The sequence below is a fragment of the Curtobacterium sp. PhB170 genome (genome assembly GCF_003752345.1).
Taxonomy (GTDB): Bacteria; Actinomycetota; Actinomycetes; order Actinomycetales; family Microbacteriaceae; genus Curtobacterium.
The window spans coordinates 35,256-57,878 of sequence record NZ_RJUM01000012.1; the positions used below are offsets into that span (position 1 = coordinate 35,256).

General features: G+C 69.9%; 19 protein-coding genes. 13 read left to right on the top strand and 6 right to left on the bottom strand.

What is annotated here, in order from left to right:
* Positions 1–401 precede the first annotated feature (401 nt).
* A complete protein-coding gene (locus EDF40_RS13610; protein WP_123338349.1) occupies positions 402–1,361 on the top strand; it encodes a hypothetical protein in 960 nt (319 codons plus the stop codon).
* Positions 1,362–1,396: 35 nt separating this feature from the next.
* Here EDF40_RS13610 and EDF40_RS13615 read toward each other — a convergent pair whose 3' ends face one another.
* Entirely contained in the window at positions 1,397–2,026 is a 630-nt protein-coding gene (locus tag EDF40_RS13615; RefSeq protein ID WP_123338348.1) for a hypothetical protein, read from the bottom strand.
* 39 nt (positions 2,027–2,065) lie between these two features.
* On the opposite strand from EDF40_RS13615, the gene EDF40_RS13620 reads away from it, so the two are divergent.
* The gene (locus EDF40_RS13620; RefSeq protein ID WP_185003071.1) at positions 2,066–2,974 is read left to right on the top strand and encodes a hypothetical protein; all 909 of its coding nucleotides are present in this window, start codon (positions 2,066–2,068) and stop codon (positions 2,972–2,974) included.
* A gap of 78 nt (positions 2,975–3,052) precedes the next feature.
* Here the strand turns inward: EDF40_RS13620 and EDF40_RS13625 are convergent, their stop codons facing one another.
* Complete coding sequence (locus EDF40_RS13625; RefSeq protein ID WP_123338373.1) at positions 3,053–4,021, bottom strand: beta-ketoacyl-ACP synthase 3; 969 nt, start codon at positions 4,019–4,021, stop codon at positions 3,053–3,055.
* A 211-nt stretch (positions 4,022–4,232) separates the two neighbouring features.
* On the opposite strand from EDF40_RS13625, the gene EDF40_RS13630 reads away from it, so the two are divergent.
* Positions 4,233–5,204 (top strand): aldo/keto reductase, encoded by a 972-nt coding sequence (locus EDF40_RS13630; RefSeq protein WP_123338347.1) that lies wholly within the window; start codon positions 4,233–4,235, stop codon positions 5,202–5,204.
* A 139-nt stretch (positions 5,205–5,343) separates the two neighbouring features.
* Here EDF40_RS13630 and EDF40_RS13635 read toward each other — a convergent pair whose 3' ends face one another.
* The 3 genes from EDF40_RS13635 to zapE all read right to left on the bottom strand — a co-directional run bounded on the left by EDF40_RS13635 (position 5,344) and on the right by zapE (position 8,560).
* Entirely contained in the window at positions 5,344–5,994 is a 651-nt protein-coding gene (locus EDF40_RS13635) for a tyrosine-protein phosphatase (protein WP_123338346.1), read from the bottom strand.
* 130 nt (positions 5,995–6,124) lie between these two features.
* Positions 6,125–7,399, bottom strand: a complete 1,275-nt coding sequence (locus EDF40_RS13640) for an ammonium transporter (protein WP_111086361.1) — start codon at positions 7,397–7,399, stop codon at positions 6,125–6,127.
* A 204-nt stretch (positions 7,400–7,603) separates the two neighbouring features.
* On the bottom strand, positions 7,604–8,560 hold the full coding sequence (gene zapE, locus EDF40_RS13645; RefSeq protein WP_260212469.1) for a cell division protein ZapE: 957 nt from the start codon (positions 8,558–8,560) through the stop codon (positions 7,604–7,606).
* A 185-nt stretch (positions 8,561–8,745) separates the two neighbouring features.
* Between zapE and EDF40_RS13650 the strand changes: the two genes are divergently transcribed.
* The 8 genes from EDF40_RS13650 to EDF40_RS13685 all read left to right on the top strand — a co-directional run bounded on the left by EDF40_RS13650 (position 8,746) and on the right by EDF40_RS13685 (position 19,346).
* Positions 8,746–9,651, top strand: coding sequence for a sulfurtransferase (locus EDF40_RS13650; RefSeq protein ID WP_123338345.1), 906 nt, complete (start codon positions 8,746–8,748; stop codon positions 9,649–9,651).
* Positions 9,648–10,097 carry a SufE family protein gene (locus EDF40_RS13655; RefSeq protein WP_123312753.1) on the top strand — a complete coding sequence of 150 codons (450 nt, stop codon included), beginning with the start codon at positions 9,648–9,650 and terminating at the stop codon, positions 10,095–10,097. Before EDF40_RS13650 ends, EDF40_RS13655 begins: the two co-directional genes overlap by 4 nt.
* 145 nt (positions 10,098–10,242) lie before the next feature.
* Positions 10,243–15,582, top strand: coding sequence for a DUF6531 domain-containing protein (locus EDF40_RS13660; RefSeq protein ID WP_148053751.1), 5,340 nt, complete (start codon positions 10,243–10,245; stop codon positions 15,580–15,582).
* Between the two features lie 409 nt (positions 15,583–15,991).
* Positions 15,992–16,456, top strand: a complete 465-nt coding sequence (locus EDF40_RS13665) for a hypothetical protein (protein ID WP_123338343.1) — start codon at positions 15,992–15,994, stop codon at positions 16,454–16,456.
* A 245-nt stretch (positions 16,457–16,701) separates the two neighbouring features.
* Positions 16,702–17,268, top strand: a complete 567-nt coding sequence (locus tag EDF40_RS13670) for an Imm26 family immunity protein (protein ID WP_185003075.1) — start codon at positions 16,702–16,704, stop codon at positions 17,266–17,268.
* Positions 17,258–18,079 carry a DUF6188 family protein gene (locus EDF40_RS13675; protein WP_148053750.1) on the top strand — a complete coding sequence of 274 codons (822 nt, stop codon included), beginning with the start codon at positions 17,258–17,260 and terminating at the stop codon, positions 18,077–18,079. Before EDF40_RS13670 ends, EDF40_RS13675 begins: the two co-directional genes overlap by 11 nt.
* Positions 18,076–18,801: a hypothetical protein gene (locus EDF40_RS13680; RefSeq protein WP_123338340.1), complete on the top strand. Its 726-nt coding sequence runs from the start codon at positions 18,076–18,078 to the stop codon at positions 18,799–18,801. The genes EDF40_RS13675 and EDF40_RS13680 overlap by 4 nt, the downstream gene beginning before the upstream one ends.
* Positions 18,798–19,346, top strand: coding sequence for a hypothetical protein (locus EDF40_RS13685; protein WP_123338339.1), 549 nt, complete (start codon positions 18,798–18,800; stop codon positions 19,344–19,346). Before EDF40_RS13680 ends, EDF40_RS13685 begins: the two co-directional genes overlap by 4 nt.
* A 129-nt stretch (positions 19,347–19,475) precedes the next feature.
* Here EDF40_RS13685 and EDF40_RS13690 read toward each other — a convergent pair whose 3' ends face one another.
* The gene (locus tag EDF40_RS13690; RefSeq protein WP_185003077.1) at positions 19,476–20,699 is read right to left on the bottom strand and encodes an alpha/beta fold hydrolase; all 1,224 of its coding nucleotides are present in this window, start codon (positions 20,697–20,699) and stop codon (positions 19,476–19,478) included.
* Positions 20,700–20,722: 23 nt separating this feature from the next.
* Here EDF40_RS13690 and EDF40_RS13695 point away from each other — a divergent pair, with 23 nt between their 5' ends.
* Together EDF40_RS13695 and EDF40_RS13700 are read left to right on the top strand one after the other, a co-directional pair.
* Positions 20,723–21,304: a DUF3000 domain-containing protein gene (locus tag EDF40_RS13695; RefSeq protein WP_123338337.1), complete on the top strand. Its 582-nt coding sequence runs from the start codon at positions 20,723–20,725 to the stop codon at positions 21,302–21,304.
* Positions 21,301–22,557 (top strand): HRDC domain-containing protein, encoded by a 1,257-nt coding sequence (locus tag EDF40_RS13700; protein ID WP_395862752.1) that lies wholly within the window; start codon positions 21,301–21,303, stop codon positions 22,555–22,557. Before EDF40_RS13695 ends, EDF40_RS13700 begins: the two co-directional genes overlap by 4 nt.
* The last annotated feature ends 66 nt before the right edge of the window (positions 22,558–22,623 follow it).

Below are 22,623 nucleotides of genomic sequence, written 5' to 3' on the forward strand. Positions count from 1 at the left end.
ACGACATCGAGTTCGTCGCACCCGCGCGTGCGCAACAGTTGCACGCGCGGCCCGACGACAACATCGACGTCGTGCGACATCGATGTTGTCGCACCTTGCACGGGCGTCGGTCCGGCATCGAACACGCGTACGCCCTCGGCCCGGGGCACCGATCCCCGCAGGCCCCTGTCACCCGTCTACCCCGAACGACGTCCGCGATGTCGTACGACATCGAGTTCGTCGCACCCGCGCGTGCGCAACAGTTGCACGCGCGGCCCGACGACAACATCGACGTCGTGCGACATCGATGTTGTCGCACCGCGCGTCCGCCTCATCCCTCCACAGACTGGAGGCCCGGCTCGTTTCCCACAGATCGTCGCTCCGGACCGACGTGGTCGGCTCGCACCACCGATCGTTGAGACATGAACGACCGAGTCCTCGACATCCCCCTCATCCGCACCGGCGACCATCCGAGCGCGGAACGGCGTGCGCTCCAGCGTCGCGTGCACCGCGGCTCACTCGCCTCGATCCGGCCCGGCGTCCTGGTCGATCCGTCGCTCGTCCAGGGGCTGCGGAGCGAGGACCGTCTGCTCCTGCTCGTTCGGGCGACGGTCCCGTCGGTCCGGCTGCCCCGGGCGTTCTCGCACTCGTCCGCGGCAACCGTGCACGGGCTGCCCTTCACCGCAGGTGCTCCCGACCGAGTCGAGGTCGTCGACCCTCGGTTGACCCGGCCGGACACGACGGCGCTTGCCCGGGTCAGGCCGGGGCATGCGATCGACGACTCCGGCGGACGATGGGCAGGGACGCCGCCGACCGTACCGATCGAGATCGACGGGGCGCCGGTGACGTCGTTGGTCCGGACGCTCGTCGATCTCTCGGCCACCGCACCGTTGGACCAGGCCGTACCGATGATCGATCAGGCGCTGCGCGGGCGACGGGTCCTGCCGGAGATGCTCCGCGACGAACTCTCGGACCACGAGCGCAAGGGCTCCGAGAAGGCAGTGGTGGCGATCGGGATGGGGTCGGCGCTGTCGGGGTCGCCGGCGGAGTCGGTGTGCCGAGTGCGCTTCCGGCAGGTCGGGGCGCCGGAGCCGGTGCAGCAGCACGAGTTCCGACGGACCGGCGGCGGGACGGCCGTCGTCGACTTCTGGTTCCCCGATCAGGGCGTCGTGGTCGAGGTCGACGGCCGCGCGAAGTACGAGGACCCGGTGATGCTCGAGGGGCGGAGCACCGCCGAGGCGCACTGGCAGGAGAAGCGTCGCGAGGACTTCGTCCGGTCGTTCCCCGAGGTCCGGTTCGTCATCCGGTTGTCGTGGGCCGACCTCATGCAGCCCGACCGCGTGCGTGCAGCACTCCGCCGGGCGGGTGTCCCGTGCCGGTGACGAACAGGCGAGCGGCTCCGAGGACCCGGCCGGGGTCAGTGGCTCGGCGCCTCCGGGTGGTGTGCGCGCTGCCGTTCGACCACGAGCGGTGCACTCGGCACGCCACCGCCGACGATCACTTCACCGGTGCCGACCCGCACGCCGTGGACGCGTCCGACACCCTTCACCACACCGGCACGCCGATCGGGGTCGGGCTCGCGGTGGTCGCCCCCGGCTGCGAGTTCGGCGTCACGGACGGCGACCGTCCCGAGCACCTGCGCACCGGCGCCGAGCTCGGTGGGGCCCTCGACGAGGCAGCCGCCCGACAACCGAGCGCCGTCCCCCACGAGCACGTCCGCCCCGGTCGCCGTGATCGTGACGGGCCCCGGGCCCAAGTCGGCACCGGAACCGATGGTCACCCGGGCCGCGGTGGCGACGACGGTGGCCGGGCCCGGACCGAGCCGCGCGCCGGACCCGACGGTGATCGACCCCCCGGCACGGCTCTCGAGCACGGCTCCGGGGTAGAGCACCACCCCGGCTGCCAGGGTGACGTCCGCGCCGATGAGCACGGAGCCGGGGTCGAGCACCACGACCTCGGGCAGCAAGCCGCGCACCTCCGCGACCGTCAGGAACCCGGAGGCCCGCCGAGCGTCGTCAGCCGGACCGGGCGCGCCGTCGATGTCCATCCAGCGAGCCCCCCCACATGCCCGGCGTACGGTGAGCGCATGGCCCGCTCCCCGAAGGACCAGGCGATCGTGCCGCTGCCGAACGCCCAGGTCTCCCCCATGCCCGACGACTCCCGGACCCCGCAGCCGCAACAACCCGGCGGGTGGGTCAAGTGGCTCGACCGTGCCATCAGCGTCCAGCGCCCGGTGGTCGTGGCGCACGTCAACGCGATCCGTCGACGCAAGCCGGACGCCACCCCCGCCGAGGTCATCCAGATCCTCGAGCGGCAGTACCTCACCGCGGTCACCACCGGTGGCGCAGCGGTCGGTGCGAGTGCGGTCATCCCGGGCGTCGGGATGGTGGCCGCCCTCGGGCTGAGCGGCGCGGAGACGGTCGGGTTCCTCGAGACCACCGCGCTGTTCGCCCAGTCGGTGACCGAGGTGCACGGCATCGCCCTGGACGACCCCGAACGGGCACGGACCCTGGTGATGGCGATGATCCTCGGTACTCCGGGGACACAGCTCATCAAGCAGCTCGGCGGACAGATCGCCGGCGGTCAGGCACGCACGGCCTTCTGGGGCGAGATGGTGACCTCGTCCCTGCCGAAGCAGGTCGTGAACGGCCTCGGCGGGCAGGTCCGCGACCAGTTCATCAAGCGGTTCGCAGTGCGTCAGGGGACGTCGGTGCTCGGCCGTGCACTGCCGTTCGGGATCGGCGCTGCCGTCGGCGGGCTCGGCAACCACGCGCTCGGGCGGAAGGTCATCCAGGCCTCGCGGACCGGGTTCGGGCCGCCGTCGGCACACTTCCCGATCGTCCTCGAGCCCAAGCCCGCGAAGCCGGAGAAACAGCCGAAGGACAAGCAGCCAAAGGACAAGCAGCCCAAGGAGCCCAAGCAGCCCAAGCAGCTCGGCTGGCGTCGAGGCTCGGCAAAGGACGAGGATCTCTGGTCGGAGACGCCCGAGCGCTGAACCGGGCGGCAGGCCCGATCAGAACGACCGAGGCCCGATCAGAACGACCGAGGCCCGATCAGAACGACCGAGGCCCGATCAGAACGACCGCACCGGCGTCCTGACGACCTGACCGGCGTGCGCGAACCCGCCGCCGAAGCCGAACAGCAACGCCGGGACGCCCTCGGGCAGGTCGCCACGCGCCCATGCCTTCGACAACCCGAGCGGCACACTGGCGGCCGATGTGTTCCCGGACTCGACGACGTCGCGGATGACGAACTTCGACTCCCCGCCGAGTGCGGTCACGAGCGGCTCGATGATCCGCAGGTTCGCCTGGTGGAACGCGAACACCTCGATGTCGTCCATGGTGAGCCCGGCGGCCTCGACGACCTTGCGGGCGTGCCCCTCGGCCTCGGTGATGGCCCAGCGGTAGATCGATCGGCCCTCCTGGTTGAACCGGCCGGGCGTCCCTTCGACCCGCACCGCGTCGAGCAGGTGCGGCACGCTGCCCCACGAGACGGGGCCGATCTCGGGGGTGTCGGCGGCGCCGAGCACAGCGGCCCCGGCCCCGTCACCGACGAGCACGCACGTCGACCGGTCGGTCCAGTCGGCGATGGCGGAGAGGGTCTCGGACCCGATGACGAGCGCGACGTCGGTGGAGCCGACGCGGATCGACTGGTCGGCGAGGGCGAGCGCGTACTCGAACCCGCTGCACGCGGTGTTGATGTCGATGGGCGCGGGACCGTTCGTCATCCCGAGCGCGGCGGCGACCCGACCGGCGGTGTAGGGCGCACGGTCCTGGTGCGTGGTGGAGGCGACGATGACGAGGCCGACGGCCGAGGGCGACACACCGGCGTCGGCGAGGGCGTTGCGGCCCGCTTCGATCGCCATCGACGTGACGCTGTCGTCCGGACCGGCGATGTGGCGGGTCTGGATCCCGGTCCGGGTACGGATCCACTCGTCGTTGGTGTCGACCATGGTCGAGAGCTCGTCGTTGGTCAGGATGCGTTCGGGCTGGTGGTGACCGAACCCGAGGATCCGGCTGCCACGGAGTGCTGGGGTGTTCACCGTCGTCACGGTACTCCTCCCCGGAGCGCGGACATGCCCCGGACGGCATGCAGCCACGCACCATGCAGAACCATGCACCCCAGCACGCAGAACCATGCACCCCAGCAAGCAGACCGATGCAGCCCAGAAAGCAGAACGCAGCAGCCCAGCATGCAGAACCGGTACTCCCAGGGCCTGGCAGGGTGCCCCTCGGAGCGCGTAGACCGGAGTCATGGACTACACACACCTCGGACGGACAGGGCTGTCGGTTTCACGGGCAGTGCTCGGCACGATGAACTTCGGCCCGGAGACCACTGAAGACGACTCGCACGCCATCATGGACCGGGCCCACGAGCTCGGCGTCAACTTCTTCGACACCGCCAACGGCTACGGCGGCTCGGTGGGCAAGGGCGCCACCGAGGAGATCATCGGCCGCTGGTTCGCGAAGGGCGGCGGCCGTCGCGAGAAGACGGTGCTGGCGACCAAGGTCTACGGCGACATGATCGACTGGCCGAACGGCGGCAAGCTCAGCGCCTTCAACATCCGCCAGTCGCTCGACGCCAGCCTGCAGCGTCTGCAGACGGACCACATCGACCTGTACCAGTTCCACCACGTCGACCGTGCGACCCCGTGGGACGAGATCTGGCAGGCGATCGACGTCGCCGTGCAGCAGGGCAAGGTCCTGTACGTCGGGTCGTCGAACTTCGCCGGCTGGCACATCGCCCAGGCGCAGGAAGCCGCGAAGCGCCGCCACACCTTCGGCCTGGTGAGCGAGCAGTCGATCTACAACCTCGTGGTGCGCGACATCGAGCGCGAGGTCCTGCCCGCCGCCCGCGAGTACGGCCTCGGCGTCATCCCGTGGTCGCCGCTGCAGGGCGGTCTGCTCGGTGGTGTCATCGAGAAGACCGAGAACGGCTCCCGCCGTCTGTCGGGTCGGAGCGCCGAGTACGTCGAGGGGCACCGCGACCAGCTCACCGCCTACGAGTCGTTCGCCGAGGAGCTCGGCCACACGCCCGGCGAGCTCGCCCTCGCGTGGCTCCTCCACCAGCCCGGCGTGACCGCACCGATCACCGGCCCCCGCACGATGGAGCAGTGGGAGTCCGCGGTCCGCGCCGTCGACATCCGCCTGGACCAGCGTGCGCTGGACCGGCTCGACGAGATCTTCCCGGGGCACAAGACCTCACCGGAGGACTACGCCTGGTGAGCTGACGGAACGGGCCGGGACCACGGCCCGCGATCAGGGCCACGGACGGGAGGCACGGTGCGCGTCCGACGCGCACCGTGCCTCCCGTCCGCCGTTGCGACCACCGCACGTGGCGAGCCGCCAGGACGACGCACGCCCGTCAGAGCGCCGCGATCTCCGCGTCCGTCAGCCCGGCCCAGCGCAGGTACGCGGTGACGCTGCCCCACCGCGCCTCGACGTGCCGGATCACGGCGGTCATGGTCTCCGGTACGCACCGTTGCGCGACAGCGGTCGCCTCGGGGTCCGTGCTGACCGCACGCTCTGCGGCGAACCGATCGGACAGCCCGGCAGCGCTGGCGGCGTAGTCGTCGCCGACGGCCTCGATCGACGCACCCCAGAGCCGGGCGAGCAGTCCGCTGACGACGCCGGTGCGGTCCTTGCCGGCGGAGCAGCAGACGAGCACGTCGCCGTCGGACCGGGCGATCGCGCGGAACGCGGCGGCGATCCCGGTGCGGTGGCGCTCGAGCCAGTCGATGTACTGCTCCTCGAGCTGCACGGCCTGGTCGCCGGACTCGACGGTCGACGGGTCGAACAGCGGGACGAGCCGGTAGCCGTCGATGGTGCCGAGCGGGTGCGGGACGCGGGCGACCTCGTCGTCACGGCGCAGGTCGACCACGGCCGCGAGTCCGTGCGGGTAGGCGTCGGCACCGACGCGTTCGGTGTTGGCGCGGTACACGATGCGGGGGCGGGCGTCCTGCAGGGCCGGTCCCCCGACCTCGCGCAGGTTGGTGAGGGTCGACGTCGTCGTCATGCCGTCAACCCTGCCAGACGCCAGACGCCAGATGACCGACGACAGACCGCACGACGACGGGCCCCGCGCTTGCTGTGTGCGCGGGGCCCGTCGTCGTGCGGGTGGTGCTGGTGGAGCTGGTGTCTGCTGGCTAGCGGACCGAGACCGGCGAGTCGTCGGTCTGCTCGTAGAGGACGTAGCCCTCTTCGCCGTGGACCGCGGTGTCGATGCCGGCGACCTCGTCCTCGGTCTTGACGCGGAAGCCGATCGTCTTCTCGATGAGGAAGCCGATGACGAACGCCAGGACGAAGGAGTAGATGCCGACGGCCAGGGCCGCGGTGGCCTGCTTGCCAAGCTGCTCGAACGAGCCGGAGTAGATCAGGCCGGTGTCGTTGGCGAAGAAGCCGAGGTACAGCGTGCCGACGATGCCACCGACCAGGTGGACGCCGACGACGTCGAGCGAGTCATCGAAGCCGAGACGGTACTTCCAGTCGATGGCGAAGCAGCAGATGATGCCGGCGACGAACCCGAGCAGGATGCCCCAACCCGGGGTCAGGTTGGCACATGCCGGGGTGATCGCGACGAGACCGGTGACGGCACCCGAGGCGGCGCCGACCGACGTGGCCTTGCCGTCCTTGAGCTTCTCGACGAGCAGCCAGCCGAGGATGGCGGCGGCCGGTGCGGCGAGGGTGTTGACCCAGGCGATCGCGGCGATGCCGTCAGCGGCGCCCTCGGAGCCGGCGTTGAAGCCGAACCAGCCGAACCACAGGATGGCAGCACCGAGCAGGACGAAGGGCGGGTTGTGCGGCTTGTGCGCACCCTTGGCGAAGCCGACGCGCTTGCCGAGGACGAGCGCCAGGGCGAGACCCGCTGCACCGGCGTTGATGTGCACCGCGGTGCCACCGGCGAAGTCGATGACCCCCCACGTGGCAGCCCAACCCGAGGTCAGGTTGAAGACCCACGAGGCGACCGGGAAGTAGACGACGGTGACCCAGATGCCCGCGAAGACCATCCAGGCGCCGAACTTGGCGCGGTCGGCGATGGCACCGGAGATGAGCGCGACCGTGATGATCGCGAAGGTGGCCTGGAAGCCGACGAACGCCATCGACGGGTACGCCGCCTGGATGTTCGAGGACTGCGCCTCCTCGAAGGCCTGGCCGAGGCCGATCTGGTTCCAGTCGATGCTGAAGAACCCGACGACACCGGAGACCGCCGTGCCGTCACCGTGGTTGGCGAAGGCGATCGCGTAGCCGTAGAGCACCCACAGGACGCTCACGAGTGCGATCGCACCGAACGACATCATCATCATGCTGATGACGGACTTGGCCTTCACCAAGCCGCCGTAGAAGAAGGCCAGGCCGGGTGTCATGAACAACACCAGCGCCGCCATGACCAACACGAACGTCGTGTTGCCCTGATCAAGCATCTGTTCACCTCTCGATTGCACGAGCGGCTCTTGGACCGCCTCGGGTGACACCGAGTCTGGCGAGGTGACGTTTCACGAGGGGGCACGATGTGTTTCGCGGATGTAACGCGACGGCGCGGTTTGTAAACGTCGTGTTTCGCATCGCCCGATGCCCCCTGGACAGGGGGTGCACCGACCGGTCAGCGGATGCCCCGGCGGTGTGCGTCAGTCCTGGGCGCGGCTCAGCGCCACGACACGGCTGGCTGCGCGCAGGTACTTCTTGCGGTAGCCGCCGTCGAGCATGGCGTCGGGGTACACCTGGTCGAGCGGCGTGCCCGAGGCCACGATCCGGACCTGCGCGTCGTACAGCCGGTCGACGAGCGCCACCCACCGGAGCGCGTCGGTCTGGTCCGTGAACGCCCGGACGTCGGTGAGCCCGACGGCGTCGAGGTCCTCGACGAGCGCGACGTACTTCGACGGGTGCACCGAGCCGAGGTGCGCAACCACGGCCGAGAAGTCGTCGAGCGTGACGGTTCCGGCCGGCAGCGCCGCGGCCACGTCGGACACCACACCGGCCGATTCGTCGACCGCGCGGCGGCGGTAGTCGAGCCCGTCGATCCGCATCGTGTCGAACCGGTCGGACATCGCCTGGATCTCGCGCAGGAAGTCCTGCGCCGCGAACCGTCCCTCGCCGAGCGCGCCCGGAGGCGTGTTCGAGGTCGCGGCGAACCGGGTGCCGGTCTCGGTGAGCTCCTTGATCAGGCGGGTCATGACCATGGTGTCGCCCGGGTCGTCGAGCTCGAACTCGTCGATGCAGACCAGCGCGGTCCCCCGCAGCAGGTCGACCGTGCCCTGGAACCCGAGCGCGCCGACCAGGGCCGTGTACTCGATGAACGTGCCGAACGTCTTCCGCCCGGAGGCCGCGTGGTACGCCGCGGCGAGCAGGTGGGTCTTGCCGACACCGAACCCGCCGTCCAGGTAGACGCCCGACCTCGCAGCGGGCTCGGCCGACTGCTTGCGGCGGCCGAACAGCCCACGACGTGGCGCGTCGGTCGGCCCGGCCGCGACGAACGCGGCGACGGCGTCGCGCACGTCGGTCTGCGAGGCGTAGTCCGGGTCGGGCCGGTACGAGTCGAACGAGGCGTCCGCGAACTGGGGCGGTGGCACGAGTGCCGCGGCCATCTGCTGCGGGGTCACCTGGGGGTCACGGTCGACGAGGTGCGCTGGCAATCGAGTGGGCCTTCCGGGAAGCAAGTCGTGCGGTGTCACGTTGCGGCTGGGGCACGGTACGTCCGCGTACCGTTGCCCACAGGCACCGACGACCGATCCTAGTCCGGTGCCGGATGACCACCTGGAGGTAGCCCACCATGACCGCACCGGTCGACCCGTCCGAGAAGTTCACCGCCTACGCCCACCCGGAGCGTCTCGTCTCCACCGAGTGGCTGCAGGAACAACTGGACGCCCACACCCCCGACCTGGTCGTCGTCGAGTCCGACGAGGACGTCCTGCTCTACGAGACCGGACACATCCCCGGCTCGGTCAAGATCGACTGGCACACCGACCTCAACGACCCGGTGCAGCGCGACTACATCGACGGCGAGGCCTTCGCCGAACTGCTCAGCAGCAAGGGCATCGGCCGCGAGACCACCGTCGTGCTCTACGGCGACAAGAACAACTGGTGGGCCGCCTACGCCCTCTGGGTCTTCTCGCTGTTCGGCCACGAGGACGTCCGCCTGCTCGACGGCGGCCGTGCGAAGTGGATCGCCGAGGACCGCGCCCTCACCACCGACGAGACCGTCGTCACGCCGGCCGAGTACCCGGTCGTCGACCGGATCGACACCGAGATCCGTGCCTACAAGGACGACGTGCTCGCCCACCTCGGCAAGCCCCTCATCGATGTGCGCAGCCCGGGCGAGTACGACGGTTCCCGCACCACCGCGCCCGACTACCCGGAAGAAGGAGCACTGCGCGGCGGCCACGTCCCCACCGCGGTGAACATCCCGTGGGCGACCGCCGCCGCACCGGACGGCACCTTCAAGCCGCGCGCGGAACTCGACGCCATCTACCGCGAGGGCGCCGGCATCGGCGATGCGGACGAGGTCATCGCGTACTGCCGCATCGGCGAGCGGTCGAGCCACACCTGGTTCGTCCTGCAGCACCTGCTCGGCTACGACAGCGTCCGCAACTACGACGGCTCGTGGACCGAGTGGGGCAGCGCCGTCCGCGTTCCGATCGTGCAGGGCGCGGAGCCGGGTACAGTTCCGAACCGATGAACGACGCCACACTCCCCGCCACCCTCGCCGAGATCCGCGACGACTTCCTCGCCCTGGGGCAGAAGGACCGCCTGCAGCTCCTCCTCGAGTTCTCGAACGAGCTGCCCGCGCTGCCCGAACGGCTGCAGGGGCACGAGGACGAACTCGAACGGGTCGAGGAGTGCCAGTCCCCCGTGTTCATCACCGTGACCGTGGGCGAGGACGGCGACGCACCCGACGTCGTCCGCATGCACGCGACCGCCCCGCGCGAGGCACCGACCACGCGCGGCTTCGCATCGATCCTCGCGCAGGGCCTGAGTGGCCTGACGGCAGCGCAGGTGCTCGCCGTGCCGGCGGACTACCCGCTGACGATCGGGCTGTCCGAGGCGGTCAGCCCGCTGCGGATCCGCGGCATGGTGGGCATGCTCGGACGCGTGCAGCGTCAGGTGCAGGCTGCGGTGTCGTAGACGCGACCCTCTGACGGACGGGAGGCCCGTGGCGGATCCGCCACGGGCCTCCCGTCCATCTCCCCCTCGGCACGCATGCCGTCCTCTGGAATTTCAGTCCGGATCCGTGCCAGGATGGTGCGGTCAGCACCAGGGGGGAATGACGATGGCGAAGATCCACGGGAACGATCCGACCGGCTACTCGTACAGCGCGGCGGATGCGCTCAAGTCGGCTTCGACGGCGCTCGCGTCGTCGATCGGCGGCCAGTCCGGGTCGCGGTCGCCATCGGTGACGACTGCGCGTGCGGAGTTCCGGGGCTACTTCTCCGAGGTCTTCGCGGACAACGCCGACATCGCCTCGCGCAGCGCGACGAAGCTCGTCGAGTCGCTGCAGAGCCTGTCGGGCTTCGTACAGCAGCTCCGCGACGCCGCGAAGGACGAGGACGACCGGCGGAAGCAGGCGAAGGAGTGGACCGCCCGCAAGCGTGAACGCGAGGAGAACCTCCTCGTCGCCGCAGGACACGAGATCTCGACGTGGTTCGGCGGGGGCGACGACCCGAAGCCGCCGGAGCCCGAGCCGGAGCCACGACTGCAGGCGGACGAGGTCAGCGTCACGGGGCGGGAGTTCCCGGCGGGCGGCGGCACCAGCGGTGGGACGTCGTCCGCCGTCCCCGAAGACCTCCGCTCCTTCGAGGCGACCACCCGGACGCTCGACGCCGATCTGTCCGGCGCCGTCTCGACGTTCCGGAACGCCCTGAGCGACTACGAGGCCGAGTGCAACCCGTGCTGGGGCACCCTGAACGCCCAGTCGCTGCTGACCGCGGTGAACGACTGGCTCACGGCGAACGGGAAGGACGCCGACTGGGCGGGCACCGTCGCAGCGCAGTTCGAGGCCGCCGGTGGCGGTGCCGAGCCCGCGACGCTGTCGGACGCGGCGATCGCGGCCGCGCTGTCCTCGGCGGGGATCGACGCCGGTCGCGACGACTTCACCATCGGGCCGTTCTCCGCGATGGGGACGCCCCCGACCAACGGGTTCGCCGACGACCCGGTCAACACGGCCACCGGCAACTTCCTCGAGCCCGAGACCGACCTGTCCTTCGCGGGGCAGGCCGCGTCGCTCCGGCTCACCCGCATGTACAACTCACTCGACGGCCGCGTCGGGGTGTTCGGACCCGGATGGTCCTCCATCCTCAACATCCGGCTCGAGGTCAGCGACGAGGCCGCCTCGGTCGTGCTGGACGACGGCCGGCAGGTCGACTTCCCGCGGCAGGGGGACGGGTGGAGCCGCGGCGTCGGCGAGGACCTGTGGCTCCGGGCCGAGCAGGACTCGCTCGTCGTGCGGGACAACGCCGGCGGCCGGTGGGCGTTCACGCCGTCCGGACTGTGGCTGAGCAGTGCGCGTGGAGCGGGCACCGCCGTGACCGTGCGACGCGACGAGCACGATCGGATCACGCGGCTCGCGCACGTGTTCGGGCGGTTCGTCGACATCGAGTACAGCGGCGACCGGGTGGCGTCCGCGACGGCGTCGGACGGGCGCCGCGTCGAGTACCACTACGACGAGGGCCGTCGGCTGGTCCGGGCGACCGACGCCGTCGGCAGGCGCCGGTACCGCTGGAACGCGGACGGCCTGATCGACCGGGTGACCGCTGCGACGGGGGTCGTCGAGTGCGAGAACACCTACGACGACCGCGGCCGGGTCGTCGAGCAGCGCACACCGTTCGGTCGACGGGTCCGGTTCTCGTACCTGCCGGGTCGGGTCACCTCGGTCTCCGACGTCGACGGGGTCCACGCGAACACCTGGATCGCCGACCGGAAGGGCCGCGTCGTCGGGATCATCGACACCGACGGGCAGCGCCAGTCGATGTCGTACGACCCGCACGGCAACCTCGTCTCGGTGACCGAGCGCGATGGTCAGGTGACCGTCCACGGCTACGACGACCGCGGGCGTCGGGTCCGGACCGTGACGCCGGAGGGCGCCGATCTGACCTTCGGGTACGACGAGCAGGACCGCATGACCACGGTGGTCACCGCGAACGGTGGGGTCGTCGAGTACGGGTACACGGGCGACGACCGGAACCCGTCCGTCGTCATCGACCCTGTCGGCGGTCGCACGCTGCTCGAGTGGCGGGACGGCGTGCTCGTCCGCACCACCGATCCGACGGGCGTCGTCGTCACGTTCCACCACGACGCGTCCGGTGAGCTCGTCGGCGTCGAGAACGCCGTCGGCGACACCGCACGTCTGATGCGCGACGCCGGAGGCAGGATCGTCGAGGCCGTCACGCCGCTCGGCAACCGGACCCGGTACCGCTACGACGCCGCCGGGCTGCTCACCGCGCGCGAGGACCCGGACGGGGGACTGTGGCGGTTCGAGCACGGCGACGGCGGTCGGGTCACGACGACGATCGACCCGACCGGTGCCCGCACGGAAGTCACCTACGGTCCACACGGCGAGGTCGTCTCCACCACGGACCCCCTCGGTCGCGTCGTCACGAAGGACTTCGACGCGTTCGGCAACGTGTCGACGATGACCCTGCCCGACGGTGCCGAGTGGGCGTTCGTGCACGACGCGCTCTCCCGGCTCGAAGCCGTGGTCGACCCGGCCGGTGGCACCTGGACACGCGAGTACGACGCGGTCGGAGCCCTCGGCGCGACGGTCGATCCGACCGGCGTCCGCACCGAGGTGCGCCGCTCGCGCGCTGACGGCGTCTCCACGGTCCGCGACGCCTTCGACGCCGTGTCCGTGACGACCGACGAGTTCGGGCGTCCGACCCGGCTCGAGCACGCGGATTCCTCTGCTGAGCTGACGACGTACGACGCCTGCGGCCGCCCGGTCGAGCTCGTCGACGCGAACGGTGGCCTCACCCGGATCGAACGTGACCTCGCCGGACGCGTCGTCGCCGTCACCACCCCGGCGGGTCGCACCACCCGGTACGAGTACGACGCGTGCGGCCGCCCGGTCAGCGCGATCGACCCAGCCGGCGCACGCACCACGCTGACCTACGACGCCGATTCGCGGGTCGTCGCGCGCACCCTGCCGACCGGCGAGGTCGCACGCACCGAGTACGACCGCCAGGGCCGGGTCGTCCACGCCGAGGTGCCCGGGGTCGGCACCGTCCGGTACCGGTACGACCGGGTCGGTCGCGTGGTCTCGGCGCGGGACACCCGCTTCGGCCAGCGGAGCTTCCGGTACGACGCCGCCGGACAGCTCGTCGCCGCGGTGAACGGGCTCGGCGGCACCACCCGCTACGACTACGACCAGCGTGGACGACTCGTCCGCACCGTCGATCCGCTGGGTGGCGTGACCGTCCGGACGTACACGCAGCTCGACAAGGTGGCTTCGTCCACCGATCAGCTCGGGCGCACGACGACGGCGACCTACGACGCCGCCGGACGACAGCTCACCCAGACCGACCCGGACGGCACCGTGCTGCGGTGGGAGTACGACGCAGCCGGTCGGGAATCCGCGCAGTACGCCGGCGACCGTCTGATCGGCCGCATCGACCGCGATGCCCGCGCCCGCACGGTGACGATCACCGACGAGACCCGTCGGGCCTCCCCCACCGCCCACGTCCTCGAGTTCAGCAGGCTGGGGCAGCTCGTCCGACGCTCAACAGGTGCGCGCGAAACGCGGTGGACCCACGATGCCGACGGCCTCCGCACCTCGGTGCAGTCCCCCGACGGGTCCACGACCCGGTACGAGCACGATGCCACCGGCCGGGTCGTCCGGGTCGAGCACTCGGTCTTCGGCGAGGTCCGGTACGAGCACGACCCGGCAGGCCAGCTCCTGCATGCCCGCGCCGGCGATCAGTTGCAGACCTGGGAGTACGCGAACGGACACGTCGTCCGGCACGCGCGCATCGACTCGGACGGCACGCACCTCAGCACCATCGAACGCGACGCCGACGGGCGCATCACCCGGGTCGACGGACCCGGCGGGAGCACCACCTACGAGCACGACGATGCCGCGCAGCTGGTGGCGTCCGTCCAGGACGGCAGTCGCACGGGCTGGGTCTACGACGCAGCGGGTCGCCTGGTCGAGGAACGGACGGACTCCGGGGCTCGACGGTTCTCGTACGACGCCGCCGGACAGCTGACCAGGGTCGACGCTCCGGACGGGGCGCCCGAGGCGGAGTACGCCTACGACGGCGCAGGTCGACGGATCCAGACGGTCCGAGCCGATGGCGTGACGACCACGTACGGCTGGACCCCGCAGGGTCACCTCACCGGGGCGGCGGAGACCACCGCGGCGGGCAGCACTACGACCGACCTGCACGTCGACGCCCTCGGTGACCTCGCCGATGTCGACGGCGTCCCGATCGACTGGGACACCTCCGCGTTCGCGCCGACGCTCCTCGCTGTCGGCGACACCCCGGTCGTCCGCGCTCCCGGTGGTCTCACCGGGGTGGACGACGGGTGGACCGCCAGCGGTCGGCGCACCACGAGAGCAGCCGACGACGCCGACCCGTGGCAGACGCTCGTCGACCTCGGCGGCTCCGGCCTGCCCGGCGGGATCGCCCTCGGCGCCGACGGTTCGCTGCAGGTCGCCGGCTTGGAGTGGATGGGTGCCCGCGCCTACGACTCGTCGTCGCGCGGCTTCCTGTCCGTCGACCCGGTCACCGCGCCCGCCGGAGCAGCCTGGGCCGGCAACCCGTACTCGTTCGCCGGCAACGATCCGCTGCACGCCATCGACCCGCTCGGTCTCGCGCCCGTTACCGACGCGGAACTGGAGGCCTACGCGGCGGCCGAACAGGGTCCGCTCGCCCGTGCCGCCGCGGCCACCGGCGACTGGTTCGCGAACAACTGGGAGTACGTCGCCGGTGGAGCCATGGTCGTCGCGGGTGGGGTGCTCCTCGCCACCGGCGTCGGCGGTCCGGTCGGCATGATGCTCATCAGCGCCGGTGCCGACACCATCATCCAGAAGGCCACCACCGGCGAGGTCAACTGGGGCCAGGTCGCCGTCAGCGGGGCATTCGGTGCGGTCGGCGGTGGTGCCGGTGCCCTGATCGGGAAGCACCTGCTGGGCAACGCCGCAGAGGGCGCGGTCGAGAACGTCGCGAACTACGCCGTGAGCGGCCAGCCGGTGACCCCCGGTGGCCTGCTCCGGAACGCTGCCGAGGGTGCCGCGACGTCGGCGGCCACCGGCGGCACGATGTCGAAAGTGCACCTGCCGACCGCGGTGAACAGGCTTTCCGACGTCGCTCCTTTACCTCCGACAGGACTCGGTGAGCGCGCTCAGCGAATTGCAGACAAGGTTCTCGAAGATCCGAACAAGATGGGGCACATCTTCGACAAGAAGGAACACGGACTTGATCCGCTCGTCGACTCGATGGGAGGGAAGCGTCCGGTCATCGAGGCCGTTGCCCATCACCTCGACAAAAAAGATCTACCCCCCGGAAAATTTGTTGAAGATGTACCGATAAGCGACGCTACTGTTCGCGTACGTGGATCCAATGTAGAGGACACCCCTCGTGTCGGTACAATGTTCATCCCAAGGGACACACCTTGAAGATTGGGGCAACATGAAGACAGAAGACGAATCACGTCTGCACGATCTCGTCCGCACTTGCTTGGATCACCTACTCCTACCTGAATCAGGACCATTGCAGGACCAAGCGCAAGCAATTCGAGGATTCCGAGCGACTGGTCCACGGATCTGGCAGATAGACCTTGACGACTCACCCGCCGTCAGCTTGCCGGACCAGCCCCTTCCGATCGAAGCCTCTTATGCAGATGAATCTTCTGAAGTTGTAGGCGAAGTTCTTATCTGGACGAAGAACGGGAGGATTGACAGTCTAGAGCTTCCGTGGTTCACGGATATGATGCCAAGAAACATTCCCAGCGCTCAACAACTGCTATTTGACGAATGATTTCCAGCGTCTTCAAGCGGAGGACAAGGCTAGGTTGAATCGGATCCGATGCTGCGACTTTTTACCCGTGAGTCTGAACAGGGCGATAGCGGGTGGTTCGACCTCGCCGACGTCGTGTCCTCCCTTCATCTGCCGCAGCTTTCATGGACGGCCGAGGACATATTCGTGAACGTGTCGAGAGATCCCGGACTGGACGTTGCCGAACTGGAGCAGCTCTCGAGCGCGCCCCACTTGCCCAGTCCGGTGCTCGACAATGCCTCGTTCATGCGACTCACCGAAACCACGCAGCAGTTCATCGATGGCGAGTTCGTCGGATTCAACCCATCCGAAGTCGGTGATATCGACAGAGCAGTCATCCGCCTCGACATGAGTGACGGCTCGTTGTGGACGATCATCATCGACACAGATCGGGTCGAGATTCTGGACGGATTTGCCCGGGCATTCGGGCCGGGAACGCGAGTGCCGGCGATGACCACCCGCACCACCGGGCCTTCGACCGAAATGCCACCGTGAACACCGCACGGTCGCGAGCCTTGAGCAGAAACAGAGCAACCGGCCCACGAGAACGAAACGTGCTCTCTTGAGTCCACCGGTCCACGCGGGGATGGCTCCCCATCCGTGGGGCGCAGCACTGGCCAGACCCGACCTCTGCCCGTCGAACTTTGGGGGAAGCGCCCCCTGGTCGCATTTCTGACGTGTGCCACCGGATCCTGAGAGGACGTGCTTTGATTTCAAAGCAACAGATTTACTCCGTCGCGGTGGGTGACATCTTCACCGTGCCGCTCGACGACGGTGAGGTGGCGCTTGGACAGGTGATCGGCAAGTACACGAAGGCGCTCTACGTCATCATCTTCGACCTCGTGGCGTCTGGAAGGTCAGTGCAGACCCTCAATTTCAGCGACGTGACGGCAGCGACTCCCCTTCTCGCGCGGATGACGTTCGATGCGCGATTCCGTCCGGGCATGTGGCAGATCGTGGGAAACAGCGTTCCCGATCAACGCCGGTTCTTGCCCGCGTTCGGCCACGGATCGGAGGACTACGACGGGGTGCACGTCACGAACTTCGAAGGGTCGAGGATGCGGAGGGCGACGGCTGACGAGGCCCGCCGCGTTCCACATCTGACCATCGCCTCCCCGATGGTCTTGGAGAAAGCGCTTCGTGCCCACCACGGCTTGGAACCGTGGCTGCCGGTGTACGACGACCTCCGGTACCGCCCCACTCCGACGTCCTGGGAACTCTTCGGAGAACCGCGACCTGCTCGAGCAGACTCAGCGAGGGCGGCTCCGGAACACCAATCCGTGGGAGGGGACGGTCATGGCCACTGACACATCGGAGCCAGGTCGGGCGGCGGTGCCCGTCCCAGTCGCGGGCGCCCTCGACTTCATCGGCGTCGACTTCCGGCTCGACCTGCGCTTGACCGATGGGTCCAGCGTGCAGCTCGAATCTGCATTCATCATCACGGACCGATCCGGGGGCAGCGTGGTCGTCGATCCGGAGCGCAAGGACTCGCTGCTCGCCATCCTGCGGCTGTTCGGCACAGACCTCGATCGGCGATCGGTCGAGGGCGACACGCTCACGCTGTTCTTCGCTGACGGAGCGACCCTCGTCGCCGGTCCGGACGGCGAGTCCGAGTCCTGGCACGTCTCCGGGCCGAAGGGGCGCCCGGTTCGTGTCGATCCGCTGGAGGGCAGTACGAGCCCCGGTACGGAAGAAGCGCTGAGAGTGCGGGTTCCGGGTCCTTCCTTCGCGCTGGACATCGCCGGCGACACCGTCGACTGCATCGGCCTCGAATCCGACGTGACGATCCGCTTTTCGAGCGGTGCGTCGCTCCGGTTCGAGACCGACTTCGCGCTGACCGGCTCTGACGGGGAGCACGCGTTCCTCGATCCCGGTGACAAGCCCTCCCTGCTCACCCTCCTCGCTCTGCACACCGAGGTCGTGTCGGACGGTGCAATCGAGGGCGGGCGGATCGCCATCCGGTTCGCCTCGGGTGCGTTGCTCGAGGGGTGGGCGAACCGCCGAGGTCCGTCCTGGCACTACAGCGAACCGGGGCGCGCACGGGTCGACGTCGACGCCATGACCGACGGCGAGGTCCGGTACCGGCACAGCCCGTCGTCCGCGGAGATCCGACGGTGACGAGCGCACCCCCGGACGTCTCGGTCACGCGCCTCCGAGCGGTCACCAACGAGACGACGGTGGAGCTGCCAGACCGTGTCGTCGAGATCCTCGCCGCTGTGGGTCCGGACACGAATGTGTTCGTCTCCGACGTGTCCGCACGGTCGTTCGCAGCGGTCATCCGGCGGACCTACTCGAAGCAGGAGCCGAACCTCGTACCGTTCATCGACCCACTCGAAGCCCTCGGGGACGACCTCGTCCTGATCTGTCAGGTCGAGCACGGTGATGAACTCGTGACGGTCGTGTTGCGCGCGACGGACCGAACGCTCGTGGCAGCCACGGCGATCGACCGATCCGTCGGAATCGTCCACATCACCGTCCAGGAGCTGTGCGCGCGCCTCCGCGCATCAGACGCTCCGGGGGCGGAACTGGCGCTCGAGGTGGCATCGCAGTGTCCGGCCGAGGTACGGCTCCGAGTCTTCGAGCAGGGCGCGCTGTCGACGGCACGGACCTTCCTGACGAAGTACACGATCGCCGCGGAGAACGGCTTCGACGTCCGCGGACTCGACGGGTTCGCAGGTGCGCTCGTGCCGCTCGGCGACGAGCAGCCGGGGTTCTGCACCGTGCAGGCTGACGCCGCGGTCGCGATCACGGCGTTCACGCCCGGCAGGACCGACGTTCTCGCTGCCATGAGCGTGGGCGGCCTCTTGCCCCAGACAGGAACGACCGAGGAGAACGGATGACCACGACAGTGCCGGGCGACCTGGGGATGGTCACCTACCGGATCCCCGCTGCTCGCATCGTGCTGCCCGACCTGGTGCAGTTCTTCTCAGAGCTCGAAACACCAGAGCTCGAAACACCAGAGCTCGATTCACCAGAGCTCGTCTGGGTCCTCACGACCTTGTACGCCGTCACGTCCTCTGACAAGCCGGTCCAAGCGCTCCCACTCGAACGCCGCGTCGACGCGGCGGCGGAACCCGGGCTCATCCTGAGCCATGCCGAGGCGATGGAGATCGCTGACAGCATGCGGCAGCTCATCGACGGCGAGTTCCTCGGCTACCTCCCCGGCTCGGACCTGACCGACGAGTCGAACCTGGTGGTCCGGATCGACGCGTTCGACAGCGGGGAGTGGACCGTGACGGTCCGACCGCCGCTCACGACGATGAGCGATGCCTTCGACCGGACGCACGGCCCCGCGCAGCCGGGCCGACCGGCGACTCGTCTCGAGGAGTTCGGGCCGCGACAGCAGACGACGAACGGAACGAGTGCCACACCGCCCGCTTCGTGAGCGGAAAAGGTCGAGTGCGCGACGGTGACCCGACCATTTCTGCTCACGATGCGACCGAACGGACGCACCGACGGACGGGAGGCGCGGTGCCAGCTGGCACCGCGCCTCCCGTCCGCTTTCCGGTCGCGTCTACCGCGCGCTGGCCGCCCCGCGACGCTGGACCACCTCGGTGAGCCACGCGAGGATCCGGGCGTCGAACCAGTCGGCGTCGTGGTTCCAGAGCTTGGTGTGCCGGGCCGTGGTCTGCACCTCGAGCCGTACCAGGTCGGGTCGGGCGCGTGCCAGGTCGTGCGACGCGGACGACGGCACGAACCCGTCGTCGTCACTGTGCAGCAGGAGGATCGGCACCGTCAGCTCGGCGGACCGGGTGACCATGTCGAGCTCCCGCAGGTCCACCGGCTGCTGCAGGCCGGCGAGCCGGTGCAGCACCGGCGTGCGGAGCAGACGCTGGGCGACCTTGCGGACCGGCCGCGGCAACCCCATGAGCTGGCTCTGCGACTTGAGCACCGCGTGCCAGTCGACCACGGGCGACTCGAGCACCACGCCGTCGACGAGCCCGGCGAACCGCGATCGCAACAGCGTCTGCAGCACGACGGCGCCGCCCATCGACCACCCCATGAGCACGACGCTCTGCGCGTTCTGCGCACTGAGCCAGCGGAGGACGGAGTCGATGTCCTCCCACTCGGTGCTGCCGAGGCCGTAGCGACCGTCGACGCTCGGCGGAGCGACGCCGTCGTTCCGCCACGACGCGAGGACGACCGAGTAGCCGGCGGCACGGAAGACGGGGACGGCACGGATGGTCTCGGCGCGGGTGACACCCCGGCCGTGCACGAGGACGGCCCACGGGGCGTTCGGGTCGTCGGCACGGACGACCCAGGCGGGTGCCGGCCCGTTCGGGGTCGGGATGTCGATGTCCTCGACGGGCACGTCGAGCTCGCCGGGGGTCAGGTAGAACCAGCCGCCCCAGCGTCCGCGGCGTGCAGCGGTCGGGTCGCCGGCGTCGATCGCGATGATGCGGCGCGTGACCGTGGTGTCGGTGGTGCCGAGGACCTCGCCGACGCGCATGTGACCGGTGCCGGCGCCGAACCAGAGCGAGTAGCGACCCTGCAGCTCGGTGTCGGCGGTGCGCTCGATGGTGACCGTCATCCGGACCGGGTCCACGGCGTGGATCGGGACGCGTTCGGTGCGCTTGCGGTCCGGGGTGACGACGGCGCGGGCGACGGCGGCGACGAAGCCACCGATGACGGCCGTCCCCACCGCGGCGGCGGCCAGACCGGCGCCGAGGGCGATGAAGCCGGCCGATCGTGCGGTCTCCTGGACGGCGTCCTCGGCGGGTCGCGCGGATCGGGACATGGCCCGGAGCCTAGTCTGCATGTGTGTCCGAAACCCGAGAGCCCGACGCCTTCGCGCGGCTCCGCGCGTTCGTGTCCTCCGGCAGCAGCCGCTCCGAGACCACCGTCACCGAGATCCCCTCGCCCACGCAGATCGCACCGTTCTCGATCGCCCTGGCGGCGGACGTGTCCGGCACCGCGCACGGGGTCGAGTCGGACCTCGGCACCGGGCGGTTCATCGCCCTGTACGACCCCGAAGAACCCGAGGGCTGGGGCGGCGCGTTCCGGGTGGTCTCGTTCGCGCAAGCACCACTCGAACCCGAGATCGGTGTCGACGAGTTCGTCGCCGACGTCACGTGGAGCTGGTTGGTCGACGCGCTCGAGGAGCACGGCGCCGAGTACGACCACGCTTCGGGCACGGCCACCAAGATCATCTCCCGCGGGTACGGCGACCTCGCCGCACAGGGCGACGGCGCCCAGCTGGAACTCCGCGCGTCATGGACGCCCCGCGGCGACGACCTCACCGCACACGTCCAGGCATGGCAGGACATCGTCGCCATGCTCGCCGGTCTGCCTCCTGCCTCGGACGGCGTGACCCTGCTGGCCCCGAGGAGGCTCGCCAAGTGACCGACCCCGCCAGTTCGACCCCCGGTGCACCGGACCCCGCGTTCGAGGACTCGCACGAGGCCGTCAAGGTCATCGACTCGCGCGACGACTACCTCGACGCCGTCGCGGCGATCGCCGCCGGTCACGGGCCCGTCGCCGTCGACGCCGAGCGCGCCAGCGGCTACCGCTACTCACAGCGCGCCTACCTGATCCAGGTGTTCCGTCGCGGTGCCGGCGCGTTCCTGTTCGACCCGATCCCGATCGGCGACTTCTCCGAACTGCAGGCGGCCATCGTCGACGAGGAGTGGTTGTTCCACGCCGCCTCGCAGGACCTGCCCTGCCTGCAGGAGGTGGGTCTCGTCCCGACCCGCATCTTCGACACCGAACTCGGAGCCCGCATCGCCGGGTTCCCCCGGGTCGGTCTCGGCGCCGTCGTCGAGCAGCTGCTCGGGATCACGCTCGCCAAGGCGCACTCGGCAGCGGACTGGTCGACCCGGCCGTTGCCGCAGTCGTGGCTCGTGTACGCGTCCCTCGACGTCGAACTCCTGCCCGACCTGCGTGACGCCCTCGCCGCGAAGCTCGACGAGGCCGGCAAGTCCCGCATCGCGGACGAGGAGTTCGACGCGGTGCTGCACCGCGCCCCGAAGCCCGTCCGTGCCGAGCCGTGGCGCCGACTGTCCGGCATGCACGCCCTCCGTGGTGCCCGCGCCCTGGCGATCGCTCGGTCGCTCTGGGTCGCCCGTGACGAGTACGCCCGCGCGGCCGACATCGCTCCGGGGCGGACGATCCCCGATGCCGCGATCGTCGCAGCGGCAGCCGCCGCACCGACGTCGCGCACCGAACTCGGCGCTCTGAAGGCGTTCACGGGTCGCGCCAGCCGGTCCGAGCTCGATCGCTGGTGGGCCGCGGTCGACGAGGGCCTGACGACCGAGGACCTGCCGAAGCTCCGCGGCTCCGGTGAAGCGACGCTCCCGCCGCCCCGCGCCTGGGCCGACCGCAATCCCGCGGCCGACCGCCGGTACAAGGCCGCACGGGCCGCGGTGACGAAGCGGTCCGAGGAGCTCGACATCCCGCTCGAGAACCTGCTCACGCCGGAGACCCTGCGTGTGGTCTCGTGGGCACCGCCGTCGCCGCCGTCGACCGAGCTGGTCGGGGCCGCCCTCGCCGCACACGAGGCGCGCCCCTGGCAGGTGGAGGAACTCGCCTCGATCATCGCGTCGGCCTTTGTCGCTGCTGCACAGCAGCCCGCGCCGACGGATGACGTCGAGTCGTAGGAACCGCCCAACCGGCATGCGGCCGCCCAGCCTGGGGGCATAGCGTCGGGAGCGTCGCCGGGCGAG